Genomic DNA, 24,868 nt, shown 5'->3' with positions numbered 1-24,868 from the left:
ATTAAAACCAATCAACGTTGCACCCCTATTTTTCTATTTCTCTGTCGTTTCTTCTTCTTTAGAACGGTTTCAAAAACTTCCGCTTTACCTAACTCATATGTATCAATTTCCCATTGAGCCAAATTTCCGTTTTCTTTCTCAGCATAAAAATGAGACTCTCGGACTTTTGCCTCATCCACCTTTCCGAGGGCATATAGAACATTAGCAAGTGTTGCGAAAATCCATTTCTTATCCGACCGCTCAGAAAAATCTGGACCACTTTTTATCTCATTTAATATTTCAAGAATTTGCTCACGAGCCTTCCTAGCTCCAATTTCAAAATAAATTTTCTCAGCAACATCAGTTTCTAATTCACTTCTATAATTAAGGCAAAGCGCATAATTTTCACCTGTATAATAGTCTCTTCGTATTTCAAAACCTCTACCATAAAACGAAATTGCCAAGTCCAACTCAGCTATATCAGAAGTTATTTTCCATAATCGCTTATGAATCGCTCCGGCAATTCCCAAAGTCTCCGGATCATTTGAATCACTTGGATTGAGCTCTGATATTATTTTAAGAGCATTCACCAATGCAGCTATTTTGCTCGGCTCTTGGCTTTTATAAACAGCCAGAGCAAGTTGTTGTACCAAATATGGATCACCTTGTTTAAGCTCAACAGCAGCGGAAAATCCTCGGACCGCATCAGGGAAACGATCTTCGCGAAGTGCAGCTTCGGCCTCCTGAATAATATTGAAAAAATTCTCTTCATTATCTTCAGTTTGTTGAACAAGAGCCTCAAATTGCTCATCAGAGAGCTTAGGCTGAATGAGACGAGGAATAAAAGTATAAACAGGACTGTCAGCTCGTGGCGTCGCCACTATGGCATCTATTAGAGATTTAAGTTCCGCCTTAGCACGTCTAGCCTCGCTAGCTCCAATATCTTCACCTAGATGATCATATGTAAATGTATTTACATGATTTAGATCAAAATAAATTTTTCCTTTGCTTTCCTTCATTATTATTGTAGAAAATGGCCTTAGAGCATGCCGAACTCCAAGTTCATAAATGGCATTCGCATTCCCCGTAGAGATGTCTGCAATAACCAAATCTGCACGGAGAAGCATCTCATACATTGGCAAGTCAATAATTCCAGAATGCATAACCTCATCAGCACGGATGCATCGAAACATCGCTTCAGTAGCAGCCGGCTTTATTATCTCATTGTATGTAGCATTTAAATCAAGAGTCCTGCCTGTATCATAATCAGTTTTCTTTCCGAATCCCATAATCACAAAGCACAACTTCAGATCCTGATCACCTTCATTTGAAGAGGGATTTGATTTTTTACTCATAAATACTCGATCCTTTAATTTAGTAATTTTTAAATAATATAGATATCGAATTTTATTAATAAAAAATTCATCACCAAGTCTACAAAAAATGGCAGTACTTGTCGATGGATAAAAAGCGATTTGTGCATATATTTTCGCATTTTTATGGTACTTGGAAGTTCTCTGCAAGGCACCTCGAAAAGCCTCCCCAGTTCTGGCATGATGTTGGCGGACCGACTCTGACCTGGTTTCCATGATCAAACACAGCCTGTTTGCTGCCAGGAACGCGAAGCGAAGCTCAACGAGCTTGGCGATACCTGCGGCTCCTCGACCAACATGTCAACTTCGCTGCGCTTGCCCAATCGGTCAATTATGCAGCGCCCCGGCCAAGCCGGCAGCGCGGCGGTCGTCCACCGTTTCCCACTGAACTGATGGTGCGCGTGCTGCTGATCCAGCAACTGTTCAACCTCAGCGACGAGCCGATGGAGTTCCAGCTACTTGACCGGCTGAGTTTCCAGAGATTTGTCGGCCTGCGCACAATCAGCCAGATTCCCGACCGCGATCACGATCTCGACGTTCAAGCAGCGAATGATCAAGGTTGGCGCCAGCGCGACCGTGTTTGATGCAGTCAACCGTCAATTGTCACGGCATCGCTATATCGCACGTTGCGCCAAATGACCGCCGCGAGCATCGCTCACACGCCAAAGCAGTCGATCAGGAAGGAGGACAAGGAAATCGTCGCCGACGAGGCCATGCCGGCCGACTGGTCGCTGGCAAAACGACGCTAGAAGGATGTCGAGGCACGCTGGGCCAGGAAGCACGGCAAGTCCTGTTTCGGCGACAAGGTCTCGACCAATGCCGACAAGCGTTACAAACCCATTCGCAAGATCAAGATCAAGGTCAGCGCCGCCAGCGCACACGACACGCTGCACTTCGAAGCGGTGATCGATCTGGCCAACACCAGCCGTGACATCGAAGCCGACAAAGGCTAGATCGACGGTGAGCGCGAAGCACGGCTCAAGAGCAAAGGCTGGCGCATGCACATCAGCGCAAAGGCAGCAGGGACAAAGCACTGTCCGAGGCGCAGGAGCGATGCACCGCCGCACCGATTGACCGCGTGCGCGCGCCCGGCATGTTTTTGTGGGTCTGGTCCAACTGGGCGGCAACACGCTGCGCTCAATTGGCTTGGGGCGTGCCACGCTGCATCTGAACTGGAAAGCGGCAATCTACAATTTCCGCCGGTTTGTCTATCTAAAGGAGGCCGGAGTCGTGGCGTTCTGACGCCCGAAGTCCGTCTGGACTGTCAAGAAAATGGCGGATCCGGACCGCCATACATCACCAAATCAATTTGATCTGGCGGGGCCGCTGATCTTCGGGCCGCTACATGCTCAGTGCATAGCCGCGATCAGCGGTAATTCGAGGTTCCCTAATGCACTGGCCGTGATTGTACCAACAACCGGTATTTTTTCCAGCTTGCGGCTCAGTGCGCTGACGCGGTGCCATGTCTGGATCTGCTGCTCCAGTTCGCCAACCTGGCGATCGAGTTCCTTGAGATGGTCAAGCATCCGCTGCACCAGCGCACGGAATGCGCCTGGCAACGCATCGCCGGGATGCTCGACCATCGCTGGCACGGACTTGTGAATGTGCGCAATTCCCTGGAAAAATCAGACCAAATTCGCTTAACAAACCACGGATCTGATTGGCCTGGGCTCTACGCTCCGTCACCATGCCTTGCCTGACCCGGTGAACCGCCAGCACCGCCTACTGTTCGACATCCTGATACCGCGCTGCCATAAGCTTCCATCCCGATTGGCATGGCGCCACGCTCGTGAAGAACGCGATGAGCTGGTCACGCTTGATTTTCTTCTTGAGCACGGCTTTACCCTGCGCATCTACGCCGTGAACTTGAAAAAGGCCTTTGCCAAGTCGGTGCCGGTCGTTGTAATCTTCATGGTGCCATTGCCTAAGTACATTGTTGTACAAAAATCCGTACCGCGTTGACTTGTAGTACAGATATACGTACAATGTTTTCCAAACGGTGAGAAATGAGTAGCCAGCGAAATCACCGCCTTATTTTATCGTTAGCGTCATCCTCAGTATCACTCTCCCAGCAACAAGCTGGAAGACACTCATATTTCCCCTCGAGGAATTACACGGAGGACCGGGGAGCCCGTCGCTGGTCGCGAACCCTGGTCGAGAAAGGCAAAGATCAAATGAACATCTTAACTTTTAGCGAGGCACGCGCCGGGCTTAAAGCTGTGATGGACGACGTTTGCACCGACCACAGCCCTACCATCATCACCCGTCAAAGCGGTGAGGCCGTAGTGATGCTGTCGCTAGCCGATTTCAATAGCATCGAGGAAACGCTGTATCTTCTCGGTTCACCGAAAAACGCCAACCGGCTGCTGGAGTCCATGGAACAGCTGAAAGCTGGTAAGGCCCGAAAACGGGAGCTGATCCGGCATGAAAAACAAGAAGGCAAGCAACAAAGAACAAGCTAAACAGTCCGCAGTATCATTTACGGACAATGGCTGGGAAGACTATCTGCACTGGCAGAAAACCGATCCGCTGCTGGCCGAGAAGGTCAATCAACTGATTGACGCCTGCAAATCCGATCCCTTCAAAGGCATCGGCAAGCCGGAGCCACTCAAGGGAAATTTGACGGGACTTTGGTCTCGGCGGATTGATCGAGAGCACCGTCTGGTGTACGCCATGCTGGAAGGCACGCTTCACATCGTCGCCTGCCGCTTCCACTACAGTTAAGCACAATGGCGCAGCGTAATCCTGCGCCATTTTTTCTGCACTCGTCCGGCTCTATCGAGGGCGTATTGCGGGCGGCGCAGCGTGCCTTCCTGCACCGCCTCGGCGAAACTGGCGCGGCCGGTCTTGGCGGGTTAGTCCAGGTCACCGTCCACATAGCACCAGCCTATCGCGGTTAACAGCTCAACAAATGGACATCGGACGTCGTCCAATTCCCAATGCATAAATATCCATTAAAATCGCTAAGCCTTTTATTTCATTGGGACTATAGAAAATTTGGACGTCCAAAACCATCCAAAGCCATCCGATTACATCCGTTTAGGCACAATTCCTACCTTGGGAACGAGCCGGCAGGAGGCGGGGCGGCCCGCCCCTTCCAGCCACAGCAGTTCATTTACTTTCATCCGCTTGAGCAGGGCTTTTGCTTGCCCCTCGGATAAACGGCAAAGTTCAATCAGTTCGGCGCGTCGAATCGCGCCATGCTGGCGGGCATAGCTCAGCACCGGCTGCTCATGCTGGGGATTGCTAAAATCCATCTGCCGCGTGAAAGCAGCATTGCTCCTTCAGCCTGATAAACGCCGGCTGCAAGCGTGTAGGTGCGGCCATGCTTGATGCCGTGGGTTTGCGCAAGGCCAGCCTCCACCAACGCCTCCAGGGTGCGCTTCGCTTGCGCTGGCTGGCGCTCGATATCGATGGCCAGTTCCTCGGCCGTCAAGCGCTTCAGACCGCACATTCGGGCTGGCCGTCAACCTTCAGGCGCCGGTGCAGGTACACGCCGTCGGTGAGCGCCACCTCGTCATGTGCCTTGGGTATGCGTAGCTCATCCGTAGCCTATCCGTAGCTCATCCGTAGCCTATCCGTAGCTCATTCGTAGCCTGCGCGTAGCCCATTTGTGCCCGTTCGTGCCCTGCCGAAAATACCGCAGGGGCATTCCAGCCTCTGGAAACCGTCTTCCTGGCCTGGTGCGGGGCTTCCCCGCGCCCCTGCCAATCTCTCACACATCACGCAACCTCCGGTTGGGCCGCAAACCCGCGCCAGCACTGGCTTTGCGCCCGATTTTCGCGTTAACACGAACCGGTCCTCTGCAAATCAGGTTAATGCCAGGGAGAATCAGCCGCAGAGGTGGCGGGCTTGCCGCTGCTCAAGCAAATCGCCCGCACTGGTCACGCGGTAGCCTGAGGCGGCAAGGTGCCGAAAGTTGCTGCCGTCACCGCGGCTTGCCGCGATGGGTGCTGACCGGCACATGCTGATCACCGCGCCGGTGACAATCTGCATCCGGTCGCACACGCGCTGAGCATTGCCCCACTCCTGCTACCCAGCCTCGCAGAGCAGGATTCCGTTGAGCACGAAGTGCGAATAAGGAGTTGTGATGGAGGAATACACGCCCGCGTGTAGGCCTACTTCACCTATCCTGCCCGGCTCTCAGCGTCGATTGATTCACGAAAGTGTCCGGTAGGTTGGCCGGTTTGAGCGGGTTTTTGCGCGGTTTTGGCAGGGTTCTGACCGAAACTCAGGCAACAGATAAATCCGCAGGCATGGATTTCAGATTATTGAGGACTGAACCGGCTCCAACTGCCGACCTGCCAGGTGCGTGCGGCACCGCTGCTGCATGACGGCGCCGACGTTGTTCATGCTGCGCGTGCCCGCCGACGCACCGCACCCACCGTCAGCAACTGGGTGCCGCCGCCCTGCTCATGCCCCGTATCGGCAACGTGGACGATGCTGTGCGTACGGCCAATGTCCGCGCTCATGATGGCTCGGCCTCGCGGCAATGTCGTCTTGCCACGTCGCAGCTTCGGGGCTCATCAAATAATAATAATAATAATATTATTATTCTTCTTATTATTCTTATTATTACTATTACTGCGGGCCTGAGACGGCCCCAGCGTTGTTCTGGATGAGTACGGCTTAGCGAACTGAGGCGCATCTGCAGCCGGACTGTGCCGGCGCAGCGCGGGAGGGTCGGCGGATGATGCCGTAGGTAAAAGATTCAGGCAGGAAGTTAAAACACCAGTTTCCTTTTCGCAGCATTGGGCAAGCTCAAGCGTGCGCCATCTTTCCGGCGCAAGTCGCTACAAGCTGGCGCTGCGACAAACCCGGCTGGCAGTCGGCGGCCTACTTTGTGGCTAGACCTGCCGAGACGAGGAGACACCGCATGAACACCAGCCACACCGATAGCCCGCCCGGCACCACGCGCATGTTGCGCATCCGCGAGGTGCTGCAGCTGTGCGGGCTGTCGCGCGCCACCTTGTACCGCGAGATCAAGCTGCACGCCTTCCCTGCCCCGGTCAAGCTGTCGGCGCGGTGGGTGGGCTGGTTGCAGGAAGATGTGGCGCAGTGGCTCAAGGCGCGCATCGCCCAGCGCGGACCGGCGTATGACGCTGCGCCGCGCCAAAGGCCAGGCGCAGCGAAGGAGATGGCGGTTACTGCGGACCGGGACCGGAGCCGGGAGCCGCAACGGCGCGAAGAGGAATGACGTCGGCGCCGGTGCGCAGCTTGTCCAGGTAATCGGCCCAGCGCTGCATCATCGCGGCGCGTGCCGGCAGGTGCGCGGTGCGGTTGTAGGCGCGGCCATTCGGGTCGATCACGCGGTGCGCCAGCTGGTGCTCGATCAAGTCCACCCGCTCCCCCAGTACTTCGTCCATGATCGTGCGCGCCGTGGCGCGGAAGCCGTGCGCCGTCATCACCTCTTTCGCAAAGCCCATGCCGCGCAAGGCAGCGTTGATGGTGTTCTCGCTCATGCAGGCCTGCTCGGTGCGCAGGCTGGGGAACACGTATTTGCCGTGGCCCGTGATGCGGCGCAGCTGGCGCAGTATCTCCAGCGCCTGCGTGGACAGCGGCACCATGTGCTCCATGCGCATTTTCATCTTGGCGGCGGGGATGCGCCACGCGGCGCCATCGAGATCGAATTCGCGCCATTCTGCGGCGCGCAATTCGCCCGGACGTACAAACACCAGCGGCGCCAGTTTTAACGCCGACACGGCCACGATATGGCCGTTGTAGGCGTATATGGCGCGCAGCAGGACCGCCAGTTCCTTCGGCTCCGTGATCGCGGCAAAATTGGTGCGCGGGACGGCGATCAGCGCGCCCTTCAAATCGGGCGTCACGTCGCGCTCGGACCAGCCGATCGCCACGCCATGACGCAGCACCTGGCCGCACAGCTGCTTGATGCGGTGGGCCGAATCGACGGCGCCGCGCGCCTCCACCCGCTGCACCACGCCCAGCACGTCGCGCGGCTTGATGCTTGATACGGGCAGGCTGCCGATGTACGGGAAGACGTCGTGCTCCAGCCACGCCAGCACCTTCTCCTGGGTGGCGGTGCTGCGGCTGGCGTCCATCTTCGCCAGCCACAGGAGGGCCAGTGCGCGAAAGGTGTTTTGCGCATCCTGGCGGCGCTGCTGCTCGTACGGATCGATGATCGGCGCCCGCGGATCGACACCGGCGCGCAGCAGCTTGCGGGCGTCGGCGCATAATTCGCGCGCCTCGGCCAGCGATACCTCGGGGTAGATGCCAAGGGCCAGCGTCTTGTGCCGGCCATCGAAGCGGTAGTTCATCCGCCAGTACTTGTTGGACTCCTTGACCAGCAGGTACAGCGCGCGGCCGTCGCTGTATTTGTCGCCACTGGGTTTGCCGGAATGCTTGAGTTTCCGGATAAAAAGGTCGGTGAGTGTCATGGTGCTCAATCCCATTCCGGGTGCGGCGCCGATTGAGGGACCAACTTTTTTCGTGAGGGACAAGCGCCAATTTGTCCCTCACGGACCCTGGATTTCATGCTACACCCCGGTAAACCACGAGACAACAAAAAACCCGCGCTCCCTATGAGAGAGGCGGGTTTCGAGACTTCTTGACACTTTTTACTGCTGAGTTCTGGTGCCGCTTGCCGGAATCGAACTGGCGACCTTTTCATTACGAATGAACTGCTCTACCAACTGAGCTAAAGCGGCGACGACCCGCATTCTAACAAAGAACCTTCGCACCACGCTAGTCCAAAACCAATAAATTTTGGCCGTGGTGCAAAAATAACCTGGCTATCAACGGATCAGTGGCGATCAGCCCTTGTGATAACCGGTCACCACTTCCACTTCCTCGCGCGAGCCCAGGAAGACTGGTACGCGCTGGTGCAGCTTGGTTGGCTGGATGTCGAGGATGCGCTGCTGGCCGTCGGTAGCTACGCCGCCAGCTTGCTCGACGATGAAGGCCATCGGATTCGCTTCGTACATCAGGCGCAGCTTGCCGGGCATCGAGGTGTCGCGGGTGTCGGCCGGGTACATGAAGATGCCGCCGCGGTTCAGGATGCGGTGCACGTCGGCCACCATCGAGGCTACCCAGCGCATGTTGAAGTTCGAGGCGCGCGGACCGGTTTCGCCGGCCAGCAATTCATTGACGTAGCGCTGCACCGGCGCGTGCCAGTGGCGCGCGTTCGAGGCGTTGATGGAGAATTCGCGGGTCTTGGCCGGGATCTGCATGTCGCGCTGGGTCAGTACCCACGACCCCATCTCGCGGTCCAGGGTGAAGCAGTTGACGCCGTTACCGGTGGTGAGCACCAGCATGGTCTGCGGGCCGTACACGGCGTAGCCGGCGGCAACCTGGCGGCTGCCTGGCTGCAGGAAGTCCTGCTCGGTCGGCTCGGTCATGCCTTCCGGCGCTTTCAGCACCGAGAAGATGGTGCCGATCGAGACGTTGACGTCGATGTTCGACGAACCGTCCAGCGGGTCGAACGTCAACAGGTATTCGCCTTTCGGATAGCGGTTCGGGATCTTGTGGATGGTTTCCATTTCTTCCGACGCCATCGCCGCCAGGTGGCCGCCCCACTCGTTCGCTTCGAGCAGGATCTCGTTGGAGATGATGTCGAGTTTTTTCTGTACTTCGCCTTGCACGTTCTCGGTGCTGGCGGTGCCCAGCACTTCACCCAGCGCGCCTTTGCCGACGGCGTGGCTGATGGTCTTGCAGGCGCGGGCCACCACTTCGATCAGCAGGCGCAGTTCGGCGGGGATGGAGTTGTTCTGGCGCTGTTCTTCGACCAGGTATTGGGTGAGGCTGATGCGTTTCATGGGCTTCCTTTTATGTGGAATTTCTAAACTGGCTGATGATGTGGGCTGCGCCGGCGTTCTATGGATCCCTGCGTGCGCGAGGATGACGGAGCGACGGGCGCGGGCCTGGCTTTAATTTAATTGGCGAGTGCCTTGGTGATCACTTCCAGCACGTCGTTCGAGAGTTTGGTTTGGGCGGCAACCTGTTCCAGCGCGGCTTTCATCTTCGCTTGCAACGCCGGGGCGTAACGGCGCCAGCGGTCCATGCTGCGCGCGAAGCGGGCGGCTACTTGCGGGTTGATCGCGTCGAGCTTGATCACGTGTTCGGCCCAGAAGGCGTAGGCGCTGCCGTCCGCCGCGTGGAACTGCGACGGGTTGGCGTTGGTGAAATTGAACAGCAGGCTGCGCGCACGGTTCGGGTTTTTCAGCGTGAAAGCCGGGTGCGCCATCAGCTTGCGCACGGCGGCGACGTCGGTGGTCGGCGTGGCGGCCTGCATGGCGAACCACTTGTCGATCACCAGCGCTTCGCCCGCGAAATCGTCGTAGAAGCGTTGCAGGAAGGCGCTGGCATCAAGACCGCTGTGGATCAGCGCCACCAGCGCGGCAAAGCGGTCGGTCATGTTGCCGGCCTGTTCGCACTGGTGCTGCGCCAGCGACTGCGTGACAGCGTCCGGCGCCACCAGCAGGTACGACAGGCACAGGTTTTTCAGCGCGCGCTTGCCGGCCGACAGTGCGTCCGGGCTGTACTCGCCCGGGGTCTGGTTGGCGTGGTACTGGGCCAGCAGTTCGGCGCGCAGCTCGGTGCCGATGGTGCGGCGCATGAACTGGCGCGCGGTGTGGATCGCGTGCGGATCGACCACGTCCATCTGCTCGGCGATGATGCCCTCGGATGGCAGTATCAGGGCCAATTCGCGGAAGGCCGGATCGAGCGACTCGTCGATCAGCAGCGCGCGCTGGGCGTCGAGGAAGGTCGTATCGAGCTTGAGCGGCTTGTCATGCTTGCTTGCCACCTGCGCGGTGAGCTTGAGCAGGCGCGCCATGGCCAGGCGCTGGCCTGCTTCCCAGCGGTTGACCGGGTCGCTGTCGTGGCGGAACAGGTGCAGCAGTTCGTCGTCGGTGTAGTCGTATTCCAGGATCACCGGCGCGGAAAAATCGCGCAGGATCGATGGCGTGGGCCGCTCGTCGATGTTACGGAAGCGGAAAATCTGCTCGTGTTCGGTCAATTCCAGCACCACGGTGGTGGCGCCCTTCTCGTGGGTGCCGCCGTCGAGCGTGAGCGGCAGGTCGCGGCCATCTTCGCCCAGCAGGCCCACGGCCACGGGAATGTGGAACGGCAGCTGGTCGGGATGGTTGCTGCGCTGGCTCAGGATGATGTCGAAGTTGCGCTTGACGGCATCGTAGCGGGTGCGCGCGGTAACCACCGGCGTGCCGGCCTGGCTGTACCAGCGTTCGAACTGGCGCAGGTCGCGGCCGTTGGCATCGGCCATGGCGGCGCGGAAGTCGTCGCAGGTGACAGCCTGGCCGTCGTGGCGCTCAAAATAGAGGTCCATGCCCTTGCGGAAGCCGTCGCGGCCCACCAGGGTCTGGTACATGCGCACGACTTCAGCGCCCTTCTCGTACACGGTGACGGTGTAAAAATTGTTGATCTCGACGAACGAGTCGGGACGCACCGGGTGCGACATCGGGCCGGCATCTTCCGGGAACTGCGCCTGGCGCAAGGTGCGCACCTGGTCGATGCGGGTGACGGCGCGGCCGCTGTCGCTGCCGATCATGTCGGCGGAAAATTCCTGGTCGCGGAACACGGTCAGGCCTTCCTTGAGCGACAGCTGAAACCAGTCGCGGCACGTCACGCGGTTGCCGGTCCAGTTGTGGAAGTACTCGTGGCCCACCACCGCTTCGATGCCGGCATAATCGATGTCGGTGGCCACGCGCGGGTTGGCCAGCACGAACTTGGTGTTGAAGATATTGAGGCCCTTGTTTTCCATCGCGCCCATGTTGAAGTCGCCCACGGCAACGATCATGAAGCGGTCCAGGTCGAGCTCGAGGCCGAAGCGTTCTTCGTCCCAGCGGATCGAGTTTTTCAGCGACTGCATGGCGTAATCGGTCTTGTCGAGATTGCCGTCCTCCACCCACACTTGCAGCAGCACGTCGCGGCCCGAGTTCAGGGTGTAGGTCTCTTCCTGGCACACCAGCCTGGCTGCCACCAGCGCGAACAGGTACGACGGCTTCTTGAACGGGTCTTCCCACTTGGCATAGTGGCGGCCGTCGCCAAGGTCGCCCTCTTCGACCAGGTTGCCGTTCGACAGCAGCACCGGGTACATGGCCTTGTCGGCGCGCAGCATCACGGTGTACCTGGCCATCACGTCCGGACGGTCGGGGAAATACGTGATGCGACGGAAGCCTTCGGCTTCGCACTGGGTGAAGAAGTTGCCGTTCGACACATACAAGCCGGACAAGGTGGTGTTTTCCACCGGCGCGCACAGGGTTTCGATTTCCAGCACCACGTGCTCGGGCGCGTCTTTAATCGTGAGCAGCACGCCGTCGATCTGGTATTCGCCCGCTTCTAGCACCTTGCCGTTCAGCCGAAGTTGCACCAGCTCAATTTCCTCGCCGTGCAGGACGATATCAGTGTGCGTACCTGCCGGGTTGCGCTGCATGGTGATGCGGTTGGCAACGATGGTGCGGTTGGGGTCCAGGTCGAAGCCCAGTTCAACCGTATCGACCAGGAAGGCGGGAGGGGTGTAATCTTTGCGGTAAATCGTCAGTGGGCTGCTATCGGTGCGCATGGGATTGTGTTGGACGTTAGGCAAAAGTCTATTTTACCAATATCAGCGCCGGCCCGACGCTTGATTTTCCTCAAGGCCGGTCGAAAGTTGCTGATTTCCACGCCGCCGTAACATTCTGTAATAATGGTGCGTAGTCTGTGTGTGCGACGTAAACTGTAGTACTGGACATACCGTCTTTCCCGCGTTTTTCCGTTTTTAAGAGGCCTATCATGAGATATCTCGCCATCCTGGCGACTGCCGCCGTCATGTTGTTGACCGGCTGCGCCACCACTATCCGCAGCGACGTTACCGCTTTTAACGCCTGGCCGACAGACCTGCAGGCCAAGACCTATGCCTTCGAGGCGCCGCGCGGGGTGGACGATACGCTGGAATTCCGCAGCTACCAGGTGCTGGTGAGTAATGAATTGAGCAAGCTGGGCTTCCAGCAGGCCGACGAAGGCCAGCAGCCCAACCTGCTGGTCGGCATGAAATACCTGACCATCGACCAGCCGGTGCGCGTGATCCGCGAAGATCCGTTCATGGGCGCGCCTTGGGGCAGCCCGTACTGGGGCCGTCCCGGCTATGGCCGCTACGGCTGGGGCTATTCGCGCTGGGCCTACAGCCCGTTCTACGATCCGTTCCGCTACAACGGTTTCGGCGTGGAAGAACGCATACGCCACCAGTACCAGCGCCAGTTGCGCGTGACCATCAACACCACCAGCGGCCGCAAGCTGTATGACGTGACGGTGCAAAACACCAGCAACGTCGCTGCCACGCCGCACGTGATGCCGGCGCTGGTGCAAAGCGCGTTCACCGGCTTCCCGGGGCAGAGCGGTGTGCCGCGCCGGGTGGAAATCACCATCGATCCGAAGGTCGATACGGTGGTGGCTGGCCAGCCTGCCGTCAAGGCAAATTGAGGTTGAGTCGTTCCCGCCAGCGCGGGAACGACGGACAAAAGAAAAGCGCCTGTGTCTGCACACAGGCGCTTTTCTTTTACGTCAACCAATTACTTGGTAGCGATTTTAGCGGCTTCTTTCAGGTCGCCCACTTTTTCCTGGACTTTGCCTTCGCCTTGCTTGGCCAGGCCTTTGGCTTCCTGCTCAGGGCTGTCGATCAGGTCGCCAACGCCTTCTTGAATTTTGCCGCCGATGTTTTTCAGTTTGCCTTCGATTTGGTCTTTGTTCATGATGTGACTCCTGGTCTGGGCAACAGCCGGAATGGCTTTGCATTGAGACCAGAATACTTCCCGCTAGCAAACCCGTCTGTACGCTTGCGTACAAAAACCTTGACTACACGCCGGCATGCTTTTTCAGGTACCTCGGCATCCACCACCAGACCACCAGTATCAACAACGCCACCAGGCCGGAAGTAATGATGCCCACCTTGGCGCCAAACACCTCCGAGATCACCAAATCGGTACCCAGCACCAGCGCAATGGCCAGCGTGAGCGAACCGCTGACCATCAGCTTGGTGGCCACGCGCTTGAAGCGGGCCCGGTCCTTCAAGGGCCGCATCATGCGGTGCTGCACCGCCGGCGCGCTCAATAACACCAGGCTGGTGAGCGACAGCACGAAGGTGGCCAGGAACAGCAGCTTTTCGCTATGGACGATGCGCGCAAAGCCGCCGTTGAACGGCAGGATGATCAGGAAGGCCGTCAGCATCTGCGCACCCGGCAGCAGGATGCGCATTTCGCTGAGCATGTCCGAAAAATCGCCGTCGTCCTCGTCGTCATCCTCCTGGCGATGGCGCCCTTCGTTTTCGTCGAAGATTTGGCGGCTCATGGCAGCAGGATGGTCGAGCCCGTGGTCTTGCGCCCTTCCAGGTCGCGGTGAGCCTGGGCCACGTCGGCCAGGGCGTAGCGCTGGCGCACGTCCACTTTTACTTCGCCGCTGGTCACCACGCCGAACAGCGAGCGCGCCGCCGCTTCCAGTTCTTCACGCGTGGCGAGATACGCCGCCATCGACGGCCGCGTCACGTAAAGCGAGCCGCGCTTGGCCAGTTCGGCCAGCGCGAACGACTCCACCGGGCCCGATGCGTTGCCGAAGCTGACCATGGTGCCCAGCGGCGCCAGGCAGTCGAGCGAGGCGATGAAGGTGTCCTTGCCGATCGAGTCGTACACGGCGCGCACGCCCTTGCCGCCGGTGATCTCGCGCACCCGTTCCGTGAAATTCTCGGTGTTGTAGTTGATGACGTGGGCGGCGCCATGTTCAAGGGCCAGCGCCGCTTTTTCGCTTGATCCCACCGTACCGATCAAAGTGACGCCCAGCACCTTGGCCCACTGGCAGGCGATCAGGCCCACGCCGCCGGCAGCGGCATGGAACACGATGGTGTCGCCGGCCTTGAGCGCGACCGTGCGGTGCAACAGGTACTGCACCGTGAGGCCTTGCAGCATCATGGCGGCAGCGGTGTCGAACGCCACGTTCTCGGGCAGCACCAGCAGCCTGGACGCCGGCATATTGCGCGCCTGCGCGTACGCGCCGATCGGGCCGCCGGCATAGGCCACGCGGTCGCCCACCTTCACTTCGGTCACGCCCTCGCCCACCGCCTCGACCACGCCGGCGCCTTCCATGCCCAGGCCGGCCGGCAGCGGTTGCGGGTACAGGCCGGTGCGGTGATAGACGTCGATGAAATTGAGGCCGATGGCCTCGTGGCGCACTTGCGCCTCGCCGGGGGCCGGCGCCGGCAGGTCCACGTCCACCAGTTCCATGACTTCGGGGCCGCCGTGGCGGGAAATACGAATTGCCTTGGTCATCGTTTGCTCCAGTATGTAATGGTGGCAGTGTAGCGCGCGTTACGCGGTCGCAGCGCGCAGCTGCAATTGGGACAGCACCAGGTGCGCCGACGAGACGTTGGTGGCGCACGGTGTGTTGTGGACGTCGCAGGCGCGCACCAGGGCGTTGATGTCCGGCTCGTGCGGCTGCGGCGTCATCGGATCGCGCAGGAAGATCACGCAGTCGATCTCGCCCTGCACCAGCATCGAACCGATTTGCAGGTCGCCGCCGAACGGGCCCGAATGCTTGCGGTCCACGGCCAGTCCCAGCTCGTTGGCCAGGCGCCCGCCGGTGGTGCCAGTCGCCACCAGGTCGCAGGTAGCGAGGTACGCGCGGTACTGGCCGGCCAGCAGGATCATGTCATCTTTTTTCTTGTCGTGCGCAATCAGGGCAATACGGGTTTTCATGGTCTCATCCGTTTATATGATTTACAGATGATACCAGCCCGGATTGCCCTCTTGACAGCTAGCCGACGACCACTGCCGCCACGCCCGCCGTCACGGTGGCAGTCGTCGTGCGCGCCACCAGCGTGGCCGGCGCACTGGTGCCCACCAGCTTGTTCACCTGGCGGAACTGCGCCACCAGTCGGCCCGGCGTGAGCGTGACCAGCGTGTAGCCTTGCGCATCGGTGTTCAGGTGCTTGATCCAGCCGTTATTGCCGAGCGCCGCCAGTTGCTGCGCCAGCGCCAGCAGGCTGGTATTGAAGTCGCTGCTGGCCTGCAGGCCGGCCATTACCGCCGTCACGGTCGCTTCCAGCACGCCTTCCGCCACGCCTTTCGCGGCCAGCGCGCCGCGCAGCTGCACCCGCAATTGATCGAGCAGTTGCGCCAGCGTGGGTGCGGCCTTGCCCATGGTGTAGTCGAGCAGGTTGAAGTTCAGGCTCACCGTGCCCACGCCCGGCACGGGAATGGCCAGCGGGTACGACACCAGCGTGCCGATGTCGCCGAGCGCGGATGCTGCATCGCGCAGGTAGCTGAAGAACGAATCGGAGCTGATGCCGGCCGAAACCAGATCGACCATCACCGGCGTGCCGCCGCCGGCAGCGTCGAAGTCGTCGTTCACGGTGCCGGCAAAGAAGGCGTGGATGTCGCCGGTGAGCGCCACCACGTTGCCGATGTTGTTGGACTTCAGGTGGGCCATCAACGCCTTGCGCTCGCCGTTGTAGCCGTCCCACTGGTCGCAGTTGAGCAGGAAGCGCGCGAAGAACGGCGCCAGCGCCGCCTGCTTGCCCGACGCGGCAACGAAACTCGAGGCGGCGCCATTGGCCTGCACATCCTGCTTGATGTAGCCGAACGCGATGGTCTGCGCCGCTGCGCCGGCCTGCGCAGCAGTAACAGCGCCGCCAGCGGCGGCCGTGGTCACCGCCGCATATACCGCCACCGCCAGCCCTGCCTGGGCGGCGGTCAAGCCAGCGCCAACGCCCGCTGCCGCTTGCGCTTGCGCCGCACCACCGGACAGGGCCGCCGTCATGATGGCGACCGCGCCATTTTGAGCGGTTCCGGCAGTCGCACCGGCAATGGCTGCAGCGACGATCGCGCCGGCCAGCGCCACGTTGCCGCCAGTGGCGCCTGCCGTGGTACCCACCTGCGCGGCCACGGCAGTTAAGGCGTTCAGGGCCAGCAGCGTGGCAATCGCATCAATGCCGTTCATCCCCATGCGCAGCAGCGACACTTCATTGCCCCACAACTTCCAGGTGCTGGTGGCGGCCTTCATCTTGTCCATCCACCACTGGCGCTGGGTGTTGCCAAGGATGGAGACACCGGACAGCGGCGCCTGTCCTGCGGCGGTGGCGCCGGCGATTTTTTGCGCTTCGACAGCGGCCAGCGTCTGCTGCGGCACCAGGTAGCGCGAGCCGATGCGCCCCAGCGGTTTGCCGGTAGCGGGATTGATGCTGGACTCGGGAATGATATGGTCGGAGCGGTACAGGCGCTGGTCGGTCATCACCAGCTGCATCAGTTTGCCGAACTGGAAATCGCGGTAGATGCGGATGTTCTGGAACGAGCTGTCGGCCGCGTCGAACGACACGTCGGCCGGCATGAACTCGAACCACGCCTGGTTGGCGTTGCGGCGGCGGCTGGACTGGTGCAGGTCGGTGCCGTCGGCATTGGTGCTGCCGTCGTAGGTTTGCGCGTCCTGCCAGGCGTCGTCGGTGAATTCGTGGTCGTCCCATACGGCGATGAAGGCAAACCGCTCGTGCAGCGCCTGCAAACGCGGGTCGGTGCGGTACTGTTTATACAGGTAGCGGTAGTCGGCCAGGGTGTTGGCGTACTTGGCTGTGTTCGATCCCGCCTTGGCCACGCCGTCGGGCAGCGTCAGCGCGCCGTGGCGGCTTTCCACGGCGCCCAGCTGGAAATCGTCGCCCACGGTCTCGTAGATGTAGTCGCCCAAGTGGACAATGAAGTCGAGCGGCTCGGCGGCGATCGACGTCATCGCGCCCCAGTGGTTCACGCTCCAGTCCTGGCAGGTCATATAGACGAACTGCAGTTGCGCGACGTCGGCGGTGGCGGCTGGCGCAGTCTTGAAGCGGCCCACGTTGGAGCGGTTGTCGCCGGCGACGAACTGGTAGTAATAGACGGCGCCCGGCGCCAGGCCCGTCACCTTGTGGCGCACCGTGTTGTCGTACTGGCCGAGCAAAGGCAGGTGCACGTCCACCACCGGGGAGCCCGCCAGCACGGCGTTCGAGCCCAGTGCGGCGCTGTTGTCGCCAGCGGTTACCAGCAGGCGGATCGCGCCGTCCTGGTCCGCAGGCGCGACGGCGACATTGTCGGCGGCAGCCGGCACGGCGCGCGTCCACAGCAGGATGCTGTCGGCGCGCGGGTCGCCCGAGGCCACGCTTTGCGGGAATTTCCAGGCGCCCGTAACCAGCGGCGCGCCGGTGTCGCCCACCACGACGGTGTTATCGCTGCCGCCGCAGCCGGCCAGGCCGGCGCCGGTCGCTACCGACGCCGTAATAAAACCGCCCCACTTCAAAAACCGCCTTCTGTCCATGTCGTTCCGCCTTTGCAACAGTATAAAAAAATAAAGGCTAACACCGGTATATGACAGCATCTCTACAGGAACTTGAGCGTTGCCTCTAGTAAACGGTAGCGGAAATGGCGCGCCCCCGCTGGCGGTTTTGGCAAGGGGTCTTGTGCTAGAATACCGCCCTCACCGGATACCTCAAATCTACCGCCAAAGGACGACCGAACATGGCTGGACACAGCAAATGGGCCAACATCAAGCATAAAAAGGCTGCCACCGACGCAAAACGGGGCAAGATCTGGACGCGCCTGATCAAGGAAATCACCGTTGCCGCACGCATGGGCGGCGGCGACATCGCGTCCAACCCGCGCCTGCGCCTGGCCATCGACAAGGCGGCCGACGCCAATATGCCGAAAGATAACGTGCAACGCGCGATCACGCGCGGCACCGGCGGCGAGGACGGCGCCAGCTACGAGGAAGTACGCTACGAAGGCTACGGCATCGGCGGCGCGGCCATCATCGTGGACTGCATGACCGACAACCGCGTGCGCACCGTGGCTGAAGTACGCCACGCGTTCAACAAGAACGGCGGCAACATGGGTACCGAGAACTCGGTATCGTTCATGTTCAAGCACTGCGGCCAGTTCCTGTTCGCCCCGGGCACCAGCGAAGACGCACTGATGGAAGCGGCGCTGGAAGCCGGCGCCGAAGACGTGCTGACCGACGACGAAGGCGGTATCGAAGTGCTGTGCGGCCCGCACGACTTCGCCGGCGTGAAAGATGCGCTGGAGGCGGCCGGGTTCAAGGCCGAAGTGGCCGAAATCATCATGAAGCCTGCCACCGAGACGGTCTTTACCGGCGACGACGCGCTCAAGATGCAAAAGCTGCTCGACGCCCTGGAAAACCTGGACGACGTGCAGGAAGTGTATTCCAACGCACTGATTGAAGACTGAGGACTTATGAAAATTTTGGTAGTCGGCTCCGGTGGCCGTGAGCACGCGCTGGCCTGGAAACTGGCGCAGTCCGAACGCATCCAGATGGTGTACGTCGCCCCCGGCAACGGTGGCACCGCGCACGACTCGCGCATGGTCAATGTCAACATCACCGACCTGCACGAGCTGGCGAACTTCGTCGAGAAAGAGCACATCGGCCTGACCGTCGTCGGCCCGGAAACCCCGCTGGCCGGCGGCATCGTCAACCTGTTCCGCGCCCGTGGCCTGAAGATCTTCGGACCCACCAAGGAAGCGGCGCAGCTCGAGTCGTCGAAAGACTTCGCCAAGGCGTTCATGCAGCGCCACGGCATTCCGACTGCCAAATACCAGACCTTCTCGGACGTGGCGCAAGCGCACGCCTATATCGACGCCAACGGCGCCCCGATCGTCATCAAGGCTGACGGCCTGGCTGCCGGCAAGGGCGTGGTCGTTGCCCTGTCGCTCGAAGAAGCGCACCGCGCGGTGGACGACATGCTGGCCGATAATCGCTTCGGCGACGCCGGCGCGCGCATCGTCATCGAAGAATTCCTCGCTGGCGAAGAAGCGAGCTTCATCGTCATGTGCGACGGTAAAAACGTGCTGCCGCTGGCCACCAGCCAGGACCACAAGCGCCTCAAGGATCACGACGAAGGCCCGAACACGGGCGGCATGGGCGCTTATTCGCCAGCGCCGATCGTCACGCCGGCCATGCATGCGCGCGTGATGCGCGAGATCATCAACCCGACCATCGCCGGCATGACCCGCGACGGCATCGTGTTCACCGGCTTCCTCTACGCCGGCCTGATGATCGACGCCGAAGGCAACCCGCGCACGCTGGAATTCAACTGCCGCATGGGCGACCCGGAAACCCAGCCGATCATGGCGCGCCTGAAAACCGACCTGCTCTCCGTGATGGAACACGCAGTCAACGGCACCCTGAACCAGGTCGAACTGGAATGGGACCGCCGCACTGCCGTGGGCGTGGTGCTCGCTGCTGCCGGCTACCCGGATGCGCCATTGAAAGGCGCTGTCATCAGCGCGATTCCGGCCGAAACGCCGGAATCGGTCACCTTCCACGCTGGCACTGCAGTCGGTGGCGAGACCGGCAACCAACTGGTGGTCACCGGTGGCCGCGTGCTGTGCTCCGTCGGCCTGGGTGACAGCGTCAAGCTGGCGCAGCGCCAGGCGTACGACGTGGTCGACCAGATCTCGTTCGACGGCATGCAGTGCCGCCGCGATATCGGCTGGCGCGGCCTGAAGCACTGATCATGTCCGCTGCACTCGCCGCCGCGCCCGACACCGCCGCCGTCAAGGCCTGGCTGCTCGACCTGCAAGAGCGCATCGTCTGCGCGCTCGAAGCGGTGGACGGCACGCCCTTCCTGCGCGACGCGTGGGACCGGCCGGAGGGCGGTGGCGGCATTTCGCGCCTGGTCGAAGAAGGCAATGTGATCGAGCGCGGCGGCGTCAATTTTTCGCACGTGATGGGGTCGAAACTGCCGCCATCGGCCAGCGCGCTGCGCCCGCACCTCGGCGGCCAGCCGTGGCAGGCGATGGGCGTGTCGCTGGTGATCCACCCGCGCAATCCGTATGCGCCCACGGTGCACATGAATGTGCGATTTTTCAGCACCACGACCAACGAAGGCGAGCCGGTCTGGTGGTTCGGCGGCGGCATGGATCTGACGCCGTATTACGGTTTCGTGGAAGATGCGAAGCACTTCCACCAGACCTGCCACGATGCGCTGGCGCCGTTCGGCGCCGACCTGCATGGGCGCTTCAAAAAATGGTGCGACGAGTATTTTTACCTGAAACACCGGCAGGAAGCGCGCGGCGTGGGCGGCATCTTCTTTGACGATGTCAACGAAAGCGGTTTCGAGCAATGCTTCGCCATGGAGCGCAGCGTGGGCGACGCCTTCCTGGCGGCCTACCTGCCGATCCTCGAGCGCCGCAAGGACAGCGAATACGGCGAGCGCGAACGCGACTTCCAGGCGTACCGGCGCGGCCGGTACGTGGAGTTCAACCTGGTGTTCGACCGTGGTACCCTGTTCGGCCTGCAGTCCGGCGGCCGCACCGAGGCGATCCTGATGTCGATGCCGCCGGTGGTGAAGTGGCGCTATCGCTGGGAGCCGCAGGACGGCACGCCCGAGGCGGCGCTGTATACCGACTTCCTGCCGCATCGCGACTGGCTGGCTGCGTGACCGGGCCGCACGCACAGCGGATCGCTCTGCTGGGCGGCAGCTACGATCCGGTTCACCTTGGCCATGTGGCGCTCGGCGCGCATTTCGCGCAGCTGCTGCAAGTGGATCAATTGCGCGTGGTGCCTGCCGGTTTGCCGTGGCAAAAATCCACGCTCAAGGCCACGCCCGCACAGCGCGCCGAGATGGTGACGCTGGCGTTTGCAAAACAACCGTTCCCGGTGGTGGTGGACATGCAGGAAATCGAGCGGGCCGCGCGCGGCCAGCCGACCTACACCATCGACACGCTGCGCGCAGTGCGCGCGGAACTGGGGCCGCAGGCCTCGATAACCTTTCTGATGGGAGCCGACCAGTTGCAGCGGCTCGACACCTGGCACCAATGGCAAGCGCTGTTCGACCACGCCCATATCTGCGTGGCCGCGCGACCAGGTTTTAGTATCGATGGCGCAGGGCTACCAGCCGCCGTCGCCGCGGCGTTTTCCAGTCGACTGGGAACGCCCGACAACATCCGCAACACGCCGCACGGTCTGACGTATCTGGCACAAGACTTCGCGGTGGATATTTCCGCCACTCAGATACGTGCGGCATTACAACGGGGGGAGCAGGCAAATTCGCTTATCCCGCCGCTAGTGCTAGACTATATTGAACAACATAATTTATACAGAAGCTAATGGACATCAAAAAATTGCAAGCCCTCGTCGTTGACGCCCTCGAAGACGTCAAGGCACAAGACATCACGGTATTCGATACGACCCACCTGACCAGCCTGTTCGACCGCATCGCCATCGCCTCCGGTACCTCCAACCGCCAGACCAAGGCGCTGGCCGCTTCGGTGCGCGATAAAGTCAAAGCCGCCGGCGGCGACGTGTACGGCATGGAAGGCGAGGACACCGGTGAATGGGTGCTGGTCGACCTGGGCGACATGATCGTCCACATCATGCAGGCGCCAATCCGCGCCTACTACCGCCTGGAAGAAATCTGGGGCGACAAGCCGGTCAAACTGGGCGCTGCCAAGCGCAAGGGTACCGTGGAAGCTGAAGAAGCAGCACCGAAAAAAGTCAGCAGCCACCTGGCCGCCGGCAAAAAAGCGGTCGATGCATCGCCCGTGGTCGAGAAAAAGACCCCGGCGCGCAAGCCTGCCGCTGCCAAGGCTACCGCTACCGGCGAGAAGAAAGCCGCCAAGCCTGCCGCCGTCCCAGCCGGCAAGAAGATCAAGGTCGCCCAGCCAAAAGCGACCGTCGCCGCCGTGAAAGCGTTGAAAGCCACGCCGAAGCCGAAGGCCGCCAAGCCAAAAGCCGAAGAAGCGCCGGCCAAGACCGTCATCAAGCGCATCAAGAAACCGGCAGCGGAATAACGCTGTATGCAGCTGATCATCGCTGCGGTCGGCCACAAGATGCCGGCCTGGATCGAAAGCGGCTACGCCGAATACGTCAAGCGCATGCCGCCCGAGCTGAAGATCGTGCTCAAGGAAATCAAGCCGGTCGAACGTTCGGGCAGCAAGACTGCCGCCACCGCGATGGCGCTCGAGCGTGAGCGCATCGAAGCGGCGTTGCCGAAATCGGTGCGCATCATCGCGCTGGACGAACGCGGCAAGGACCTCACCTCGGTGGGCCTGTCGCAGCAGCTCGAAACCTGGCAACAGGACGGCCGCGATACGGCCTTCCTGATCGGCGGCGCCGACGGCCTCGATCCTGCGCTCAAGGCGCGGGCCGAGGGCCTGATCCGCATCTCCAGCATGACCCTGCCGCACGGCATGGTGCGCGTGCTGCTGGCCGAGCAGCTGTACCGCGCCTGGACCATCACGCAAAACCATCCCTACCACCGGGTCTGATCATGACAACCAAGCCGGCTGATAAAAAGATTTATCTCGCTTCCAAGAGTCCGCGCCGGCGCGAGCTGCTGCGCCAGGTCGGTATCGACTTCGAACTGCTGCTGCTGCGCGCCGACGGCCCGCGCGGCGCCGACGTCACCGAGGAAGTGCTGCCCGGCGAGGCGCCGCTAGCTTACGTGGCGCGCGTGGCGCTGGAAAAGGCCGTGTTCGCGCACAACCTGCTCAAGCGCCGCCACCTCACGCCGCGCCCCGTGCTCACCGCCGACACCACCGTCACCATCGACGGCCAGATCCTCGGCAAGCCCGCCAACGCGCAGGAAGCTGCCGCCATGCTCGAACAGCTGTCGGGCCGTACCCACCAGGTACTGACCTCGATTGCCGTGTGCAGCGCCGGCTTCCAGGAGCAGGTCACGCAAGTATCCGAAGTGCGCTTCGGCGTGCTGACGCCGGCGGCGATTGCCGCCTACTGCGCCAGCCAGGAACCGTACGACAAGGCCGGCGGTTACGGCATCCAGGGCCCGGCCGCGCAGTTCATCGAACACATTGCCGGCAGCCACTCCGGCATCATGGGCCTGCCCCTGTACGAAACCGCGCAGCTGCTGCGCCAGGCGGGTTTGCCGCTGCCCTAGCGGCCCCACTGGCGTGCGTGTATGATCGTCGTTCAAATAGCCAGCGCAGCCCGCGGAGACACATGAACGAAGACATCCTGATCAACATCACCCCGCAAGAGACCCGTGTCGCCCTGATATTGCAGGGCGCGGTGCAGGAACTGCACATCGAACGCACGCTCACGCGCGGCCTGGCGGGCAATGTCTATTCCGGCAAAGTGGTACGCGTCCTCCCCGGCATGCAGTCGGCCTTCATCGACATCGGCCTCGAACGCGCGGCGTTCCTGCACGTGGCCGACATCTGGGAAGCGCGCCCGCACGATGCCGCCAACAGTTCCACCGCCGGCGCCATCCCCACGCCGATTGAAAAAATCCTGTTCGATGGCCAGGTGCTGACGGTGCAAGTGATCAAGGACCCGATCGGCACCAAGGGCGCGCGCCTGTCCACCCAAATTTCGATTGCGGGCCGCATGCTGGTGTACCTGCCGCAGGATAACCATATCGGCATCTCGCAAAAGATCGAGAAGGAATCCGAGCGCGAAGCGCTGCGCACGCGCCTGCAAAAGCTGCTGCCTGCGGACGAGAAAGGCGGCTACATCGTGCGCACCCAGGCCGAGGACGCGTCCGACGCCGACATTGCCGCCGACGTCGAGTACCTGCGCAAGACCTGGAGCGCGATCACGCACGGTGCGCGCACCCTGCCCGCCACCACGCTGCTGCACCAGGACTTGAGCCTGGCCCAGCGCGTGCTGCGCGACTTCGTCCACGAGCACACCGCCACCATCCAGGTCGACTCGCGCGAGAACCACCTGATGCTGCAGGAATTCGGCCAGGCCTACACGCCCGGCGTGCTGCCCCGTTTGCAGCACTACACGGGCGAACGCCCGCTGTTCGACCTGTACGGCGTGGAAGAAGAAATCCTGCGCGCACTGGGCCGCCGCGTGGACTTGAAATCCGGCGGCTACCTGATCGTCGATCAGACCGAGGCGATGACCACCATCGATGTGAACACCGGCGGTTTTGTCGGTGGCCGCAATTTTGCCGACACCATCTTCAAGACCAACCTGGAAGCCGCGCACGCCATCGCCCGCCAGCTACGCCTGCGCAACCTGGGCGGCATCATCATCCTCGACTTCATCGACATGGACAACACCGAGCACCGCGCGGCCGTGCTGTCGGAGCTGAAGAAGGCGCTGGCGCGCGACCGCACCAAGGTGTCGGTGTCGAACTTCTCGGCGCTGGGCCTGGTGGAAATGACGCGCAAGCGCACCCGCGAATCGCTGGCCCACATCCTGTGCGAACCGTGCCCGGCCTGCAGCGGCAAGGGCCAGGTCAAAACCTCGCGCACCATCTGCTACGAGATCCTGCGCGAACTGCTGCGCGAGGCGAAGCAGTTCAACCCGCGCGAATTCCGCATCCTGGCGTCGCAGGAAGTGGTCGATATGTTCCTGGAAGAGGAATCGCAGCATTTGGCCATGCTCGGCGATTTTATCGGCAAGAAGATTTCGTTGCAGGTGGAGACGGCTTATCACCAGGAGCAGTACGACATCATTTTGATGTGAAAATATTATTCTTTAATTTCAACAGGTTACACCAGGAATAATTTTAAATTCCGCTGTAGCTACACGCCTAGCTACACATAAACCGACTTTTAATTCGGCGCATA

At 60.9% G+C, this 24,868-nt stretch carries 25 protein-coding genes, 1 tRNA gene and 1 pseudogene; 13 read left to right on the top strand and 14 right to left on the bottom strand.

All coding sequences use genetic code 11. The features are described from left to right. Window positions 1–11: 11 nt before the first annotated feature. On the bottom strand, window positions 12–1,568 hold the full coding sequence (locus tag SR858_RS03755; RefSeq protein WP_322534417.1) for a tetratricopeptide repeat-containing protein: 1,557 nt from the start codon (window positions 1,566–1,568) through the stop codon (window positions 12–14). 17 nt (window positions 1,569–1,585) lie between these two features. Between SR858_RS03755 and SR858_RS03750 the strand changes: the two genes are divergently transcribed. Next, window positions 1,586–1,936, top strand: a complete 351-nt coding sequence (locus SR858_RS03750) for a transposase (RefSeq protein ID WP_322534415.1) — start codon at window positions 1,586–1,588, stop codon at window positions 1,934–1,936. An 804-nt stretch (window positions 1,937–2,740) separates the two neighbouring features. Here SR858_RS03750 and SR858_RS03745 read toward each other — a convergent pair. Then, window positions 2,741–3,265 (bottom strand): annotated as a pseudogene (locus SR858_RS03745) (IS110 family transposase); the annotation flags it as partial. 261 nt (window positions 3,266–3,526) lie between these two features. Between SR858_RS03745 and SR858_RS03740 the strand changes: the two are divergent. Together SR858_RS03740 and SR858_RS03735 are read left to right on the top strand one after the other, a co-directional pair. After that, a complete protein-coding gene (locus SR858_RS03740; protein ID WP_019923079.1) occupies window positions 3,527–3,814 on the top strand; it encodes a type II toxin-antitoxin system Phd/YefM family antitoxin in 288 nt (95 codons plus the stop codon). Next, complete coding sequence (locus SR858_RS03735; RefSeq protein ID WP_084670057.1) at window positions 3,777–4,076, top strand: Txe/YoeB family addiction module toxin; 300 nt, start codon at window positions 3,777–3,779, stop codon at window positions 4,074–4,076. Before SR858_RS03740 ends, SR858_RS03735 begins: the two co-directional genes overlap by 38 nt. Window positions 4,077–4,381: 305 nt before the next feature. On the opposite strand, the gene SR858_RS03730 is transcribed toward SR858_RS03735, so the two are convergent. From SR858_RS03730 to SR858_RS03720, 3 genes are all read right to left on the bottom strand, one after another. After that, window positions 4,382–4,609 (bottom strand): hypothetical protein, encoded by a 228-nt coding sequence (locus SR858_RS03730; RefSeq protein ID WP_154819977.1) that lies wholly within the window; start codon window positions 4,607–4,609, stop codon window positions 4,382–4,384. Continuing rightward, window positions 4,570–4,788, bottom strand: coding sequence for a hypothetical protein (locus SR858_RS03725; protein ID WP_322534413.1), 219 nt, complete (start codon window positions 4,786–4,788; stop codon window positions 4,570–4,572). Before SR858_RS03725 ends, SR858_RS03730 begins: the two co-directional genes overlap by 40 nt. Before the next feature lie 913 nt (window positions 4,789–5,701). Continuing rightward, a complete protein-coding gene (locus tag SR858_RS03720) occupies window positions 5,702–5,824 on the bottom strand; it encodes a hypothetical protein (protein WP_322534412.1) in 123 nt (40 codons plus the stop codon). Window positions 5,825–6,228: 404 nt separating this feature from the next. On the opposite strand from SR858_RS03720, the gene SR858_RS03715 reads away from it, so the two are divergent. Continuing rightward, window positions 6,229–6,549, top strand: a complete 321-nt coding sequence (locus SR858_RS03715) for a helix-turn-helix transcriptional regulator (RefSeq protein ID WP_019923082.1) — start codon at window positions 6,229–6,231, stop codon at window positions 6,547–6,549. Here SR858_RS03715 and SR858_RS03710 read toward each other — a convergent pair. From SR858_RS03710 to pepN, 4 genes are all read right to left on the bottom strand, one after another. Beyond that, the gene (locus tag SR858_RS03710; RefSeq protein WP_019923083.1) at window positions 6,497–7,747 is read right to left on the bottom strand and encodes a tyrosine-type recombinase/integrase; all 1,251 of its coding nucleotides are present in this window, start codon (window positions 7,745–7,747) and stop codon (window positions 6,497–6,499) included. The two genes, SR858_RS03715 and SR858_RS03710, sit on opposite strands and share 53 nt — an antisense overlap. 194 nt (window positions 7,748–7,941) lie before the next feature. After that, window positions 7,942–8,017, bottom strand: a tRNA-Thr gene (locus SR858_RS03705). Between the two features lie 105 nt (window positions 8,018–8,122). Continuing rightward, window positions 8,123–9,124 carry a class 1 fructose-bisphosphatase gene (locus SR858_RS03700; protein ID WP_019923084.1) on the bottom strand — a complete coding sequence of 334 codons (1,002 nt, stop codon included), beginning with the start codon at window positions 9,122–9,124 and terminating at the stop codon, window positions 8,123–8,125. 116 nt (window positions 9,125–9,240) lie between these two features. Beyond that, window positions 9,241–11,889, bottom strand: a complete 2,649-nt coding sequence (gene pepN, locus SR858_RS03695) for an aminopeptidase N (RefSeq protein WP_019923085.1) — start codon at window positions 11,887–11,889, stop codon at window positions 9,241–9,243. Between the two features lie 209 nt (window positions 11,890–12,098). On the opposite strand from pepN, the gene SR858_RS03690 reads away from it, so the two are divergent. Continuing rightward, a complete protein-coding gene (locus SR858_RS03690; protein WP_040377931.1) occupies window positions 12,099–12,785 on the top strand; it encodes a DUF4136 domain-containing protein in 687 nt (228 codons plus the stop codon). Between the two features lie 89 nt (window positions 12,786–12,874). On the opposite strand, the gene SR858_RS03685 is transcribed toward SR858_RS03690, so the two are convergent. The 5 genes from SR858_RS03685 to SR858_RS03665 form a co-directional block, all read right to left on the bottom strand. Continuing rightward, window positions 12,875–13,054: a CsbD family protein gene (locus SR858_RS03685; protein WP_019923087.1), complete on the bottom strand. Its 180-nt coding sequence runs from the start codon at window positions 13,052–13,054 to the stop codon at window positions 12,875–12,877. A 103-nt stretch (window positions 13,055–13,157) separates the two neighbouring features. Further along, window positions 13,158–13,649 (bottom strand): DUF6328 family protein, encoded by a 492-nt coding sequence (locus SR858_RS03680; protein ID WP_019923088.1) that lies wholly within the window; start codon window positions 13,647–13,649, stop codon window positions 13,158–13,160. After that, entirely contained in the window at window positions 13,646–14,620 is a 975-nt protein-coding gene (locus SR858_RS03675) for a quinone oxidoreductase family protein (RefSeq protein ID WP_019923089.1), read from the bottom strand. The genes SR858_RS03680 and SR858_RS03675 overlap by 4 nt, the downstream gene beginning before the upstream one ends. Before the next feature lie 39 nt (window positions 14,621–14,659). After that, window positions 14,660–15,046 carry a methylglyoxal synthase gene (locus SR858_RS03670; RefSeq protein WP_019923090.1) on the bottom strand — a complete coding sequence of 129 codons (387 nt, stop codon included), beginning with the start codon at window positions 15,044–15,046 and terminating at the stop codon, window positions 14,660–14,662. Window positions 15,047–15,104: 58 nt separating this feature from the next. Continuing rightward, window positions 15,105–17,627 (bottom strand): alkaline phosphatase D family protein, encoded by a 2,523-nt coding sequence (locus SR858_RS03665; protein WP_040377932.1) that lies wholly within the window; start codon window positions 17,625–17,627, stop codon window positions 15,105–15,107. 200 nt (window positions 17,628–17,827) lie between these two features. Here SR858_RS03665 and SR858_RS03660 point away from each other — a divergent pair, with 200 nt between their 5' ends. From SR858_RS03660 to rng, 8 genes are all read left to right on the top strand, one after another. Next, window positions 17,828–18,553, top strand: coding sequence for a YebC/PmpR family DNA-binding transcriptional regulator (locus SR858_RS03660; protein ID WP_019923092.1), 726 nt, complete (start codon window positions 17,828–17,830; stop codon window positions 18,551–18,553). Between the two features lie 6 nt (window positions 18,554–18,559). Then, window positions 18,560–19,837 carry a phosphoribosylamine--glycine ligase gene (purD, locus tag SR858_RS03655; RefSeq protein WP_019923093.1) on the top strand — a complete coding sequence of 426 codons (1,278 nt, stop codon included), beginning with the start codon at window positions 18,560–18,562 and terminating at the stop codon, window positions 19,835–19,837. A gap of 2 nt (window positions 19,838–19,839) precedes the next feature. Then, window positions 19,840–20,766: an oxygen-dependent coproporphyrinogen oxidase gene (hemF, locus tag SR858_RS03650; RefSeq protein WP_019923094.1), complete on the top strand. Its 927-nt coding sequence runs from the start codon at window positions 19,840–19,842 to the stop codon at window positions 20,764–20,766. Continuing rightward, on the top strand, window positions 20,763–21,434 hold the full coding sequence (locus SR858_RS03645; protein ID WP_019923095.1) for a nicotinate-nucleotide adenylyltransferase: 672 nt from the start codon (window positions 20,763–20,765) through the stop codon (window positions 21,432–21,434). The genes hemF and SR858_RS03645 overlap by 4 nt, the downstream gene beginning before the upstream one ends. Beyond that, window positions 21,434–22,117, top strand: a complete 684-nt coding sequence (gene rsfS / locus SR858_RS03640) for a ribosome silencing factor (RefSeq protein ID WP_019923096.1) — start codon at window positions 21,434–21,436, stop codon at window positions 22,115–22,117. The genes SR858_RS03645 and rsfS overlap by 1 nt, the downstream gene beginning before the upstream one ends. Window positions 22,118–22,123: 6 nt before the next feature. Further along, entirely contained in the window at window positions 22,124–22,594 is a 471-nt protein-coding gene (gene rlmH / locus SR858_RS03635) for a 23S rRNA (pseudouridine(1915)-N(3))-methyltransferase RlmH (RefSeq protein WP_019923097.1), read from the top strand. Between the two features lie 2 nt (window positions 22,595–22,596). Beyond that, a complete protein-coding gene (locus tag SR858_RS03630) occupies window positions 22,597–23,223 on the top strand; it encodes a Maf family protein (RefSeq protein ID WP_019923098.1) in 627 nt (208 codons plus the stop codon). A 62-nt stretch (window positions 23,224–23,285) separates the two neighbouring features. After that, window positions 23,286–24,764, top strand: coding sequence for a ribonuclease G (gene rng / locus SR858_RS03625; RefSeq protein WP_019923099.1), 1,479 nt, complete (start codon window positions 23,286–23,288; stop codon window positions 24,762–24,764). Window positions 24,765–24,868: the final 104 nt, after the last annotated feature.

Origin of the sequence: Duganella zoogloeoides (assembly GCF_034479515.1) — a bacterium.
Taxonomy (GTDB): domain Bacteria; phylum Pseudomonadota; class Gammaproteobacteria; order Burkholderiales; family Burkholderiaceae_D; genus Rugamonas; species Rugamonas zoogloeoides.
Note: the sequence above shows the minus strand (reverse complement) of the source record. Positions and strands in the feature narration are given on the sequence as shown.

Bases quoted from the DNA above. Each gene is read 5' to 3' on its own strand.
- SR858_RS03755 (WP_322534417.1), bottom strand. From the start codon at position 1,568: ATGGAAACCAGGTCAGAGTCGGTCCGCCAACATCATGCCAGAACTGGG.
- SR858_RS03740 (WP_019923079.1), top strand. From the start codon at position 3,527: ATGAACATCTTAACTTTTAGCGAGGCACGCGCCGGGCTTAAAGCTGTG.
- SR858_RS03735 (WP_084670057.1), top strand. From the start codon at position 3,777: ATGAAAAACAAGAAGGCAAGCAACAAAGAACAAGCTAAACAGTCCGCA.
- SR858_RS03730 (WP_154819977.1), bottom strand. From the start codon at position 4,609: ATGGATTTTAGCAATCCCCAGCATGAGCAGCCGGTGCTGAGCTATGCC.
- SR858_RS03720 (WP_322534412.1), bottom strand. From the start codon at position 5,824: ATGAGCGCGGACATTGGCCGTACGCACAGCATCGTCCACGTTGCCGAT.
- SR858_RS03715 (WP_019923082.1), top strand. From the start codon at position 6,229: ATGAACACCAGCCACACCGATAGCCCGCCCGGCACCACGCGCATGTTG.
- SR858_RS03710 (WP_019923083.1), bottom strand. From the start codon at position 7,747: ATGACACTCACCGACCTTTTTATCCGGAAACTCAAGCATTCCGGCAAA.
- SR858_RS03700 (WP_019923084.1), bottom strand. From the start codon at position 9,124: ATGAAACGCATCAGCCTCACCCAATACCTGGTCGAAGAACAGCGCCAG.
- pepN (WP_019923085.1), bottom strand. From the start codon at position 11,889: ATGCGCACCGATAGCAGCCCACTGACGATTTACCGCAAAGATTACACC.
- SR858_RS03690 (WP_040377931.1), top strand. From the start codon at position 12,099: ATGAGATATCTCGCCATCCTGGCGACTGCCGCCGTCATGTTGTTGACC.
- SR858_RS03685 (WP_019923087.1), bottom strand. From the start codon at position 13,054: ATGAACAAAGACCAAATCGAAGGCAAACTGAAAAACATCGGCGGCAAA.
- SR858_RS03680 (WP_019923088.1), bottom strand. From the start codon at position 13,649: ATGAGCCGCCAAATCTTCGACGAAAACGAAGGGCGCCATCGCCAGGAG.
- SR858_RS03675 (WP_019923089.1), bottom strand. From the start codon at position 14,620: ATGACCAAGGCAATTCGTATTTCCCGCCACGGCGGCCCCGAAGTCATG.
- SR858_RS03670 (WP_019923090.1), bottom strand. From the start codon at position 15,046: ATGAAAACCCGTATTGCCCTGATTGCGCACGACAAGAAAAAAGATGAC.
- SR858_RS03665 (WP_040377932.1), bottom strand. From the start codon at position 17,627: ATGGACAGAAGGCGGTTTTTGAAGTGGGGCGGTTTTATTACGGCGTCG.
- SR858_RS03660 (WP_019923092.1), top strand. From the start codon at position 17,828: ATGGCTGGACACAGCAAATGGGCCAACATCAAGCATAAAAAGGCTGCC.
- purD (WP_019923093.1), top strand. From the start codon at position 18,560: ATGAAAATTTTGGTAGTCGGCTCCGGTGGCCGTGAGCACGCGCTGGCC.
- hemF (WP_019923094.1), top strand. From the start codon at position 19,840: ATGTCCGCTGCACTCGCCGCCGCGCCCGACACCGCCGCCGTCAAGGCC.
- rsfS (WP_019923096.1), top strand. From the start codon at position 21,434: ATGGACATCAAAAAATTGCAAGCCCTCGTCGTTGACGCCCTCGAAGAC.
- rlmH (WP_019923097.1), top strand. From the start codon at position 22,124: ATGCAGCTGATCATCGCTGCGGTCGGCCACAAGATGCCGGCCTGGATC.
- SR858_RS03630 (WP_019923098.1), top strand. From the start codon at position 22,597: ATGACAACCAAGCCGGCTGATAAAAAGATTTATCTCGCTTCCAAGAGT.
- rng (WP_019923099.1), top strand. From the start codon at position 23,286: ATGAACGAAGACATCCTGATCAACATCACCCCGCAAGAGACCCGTGTC.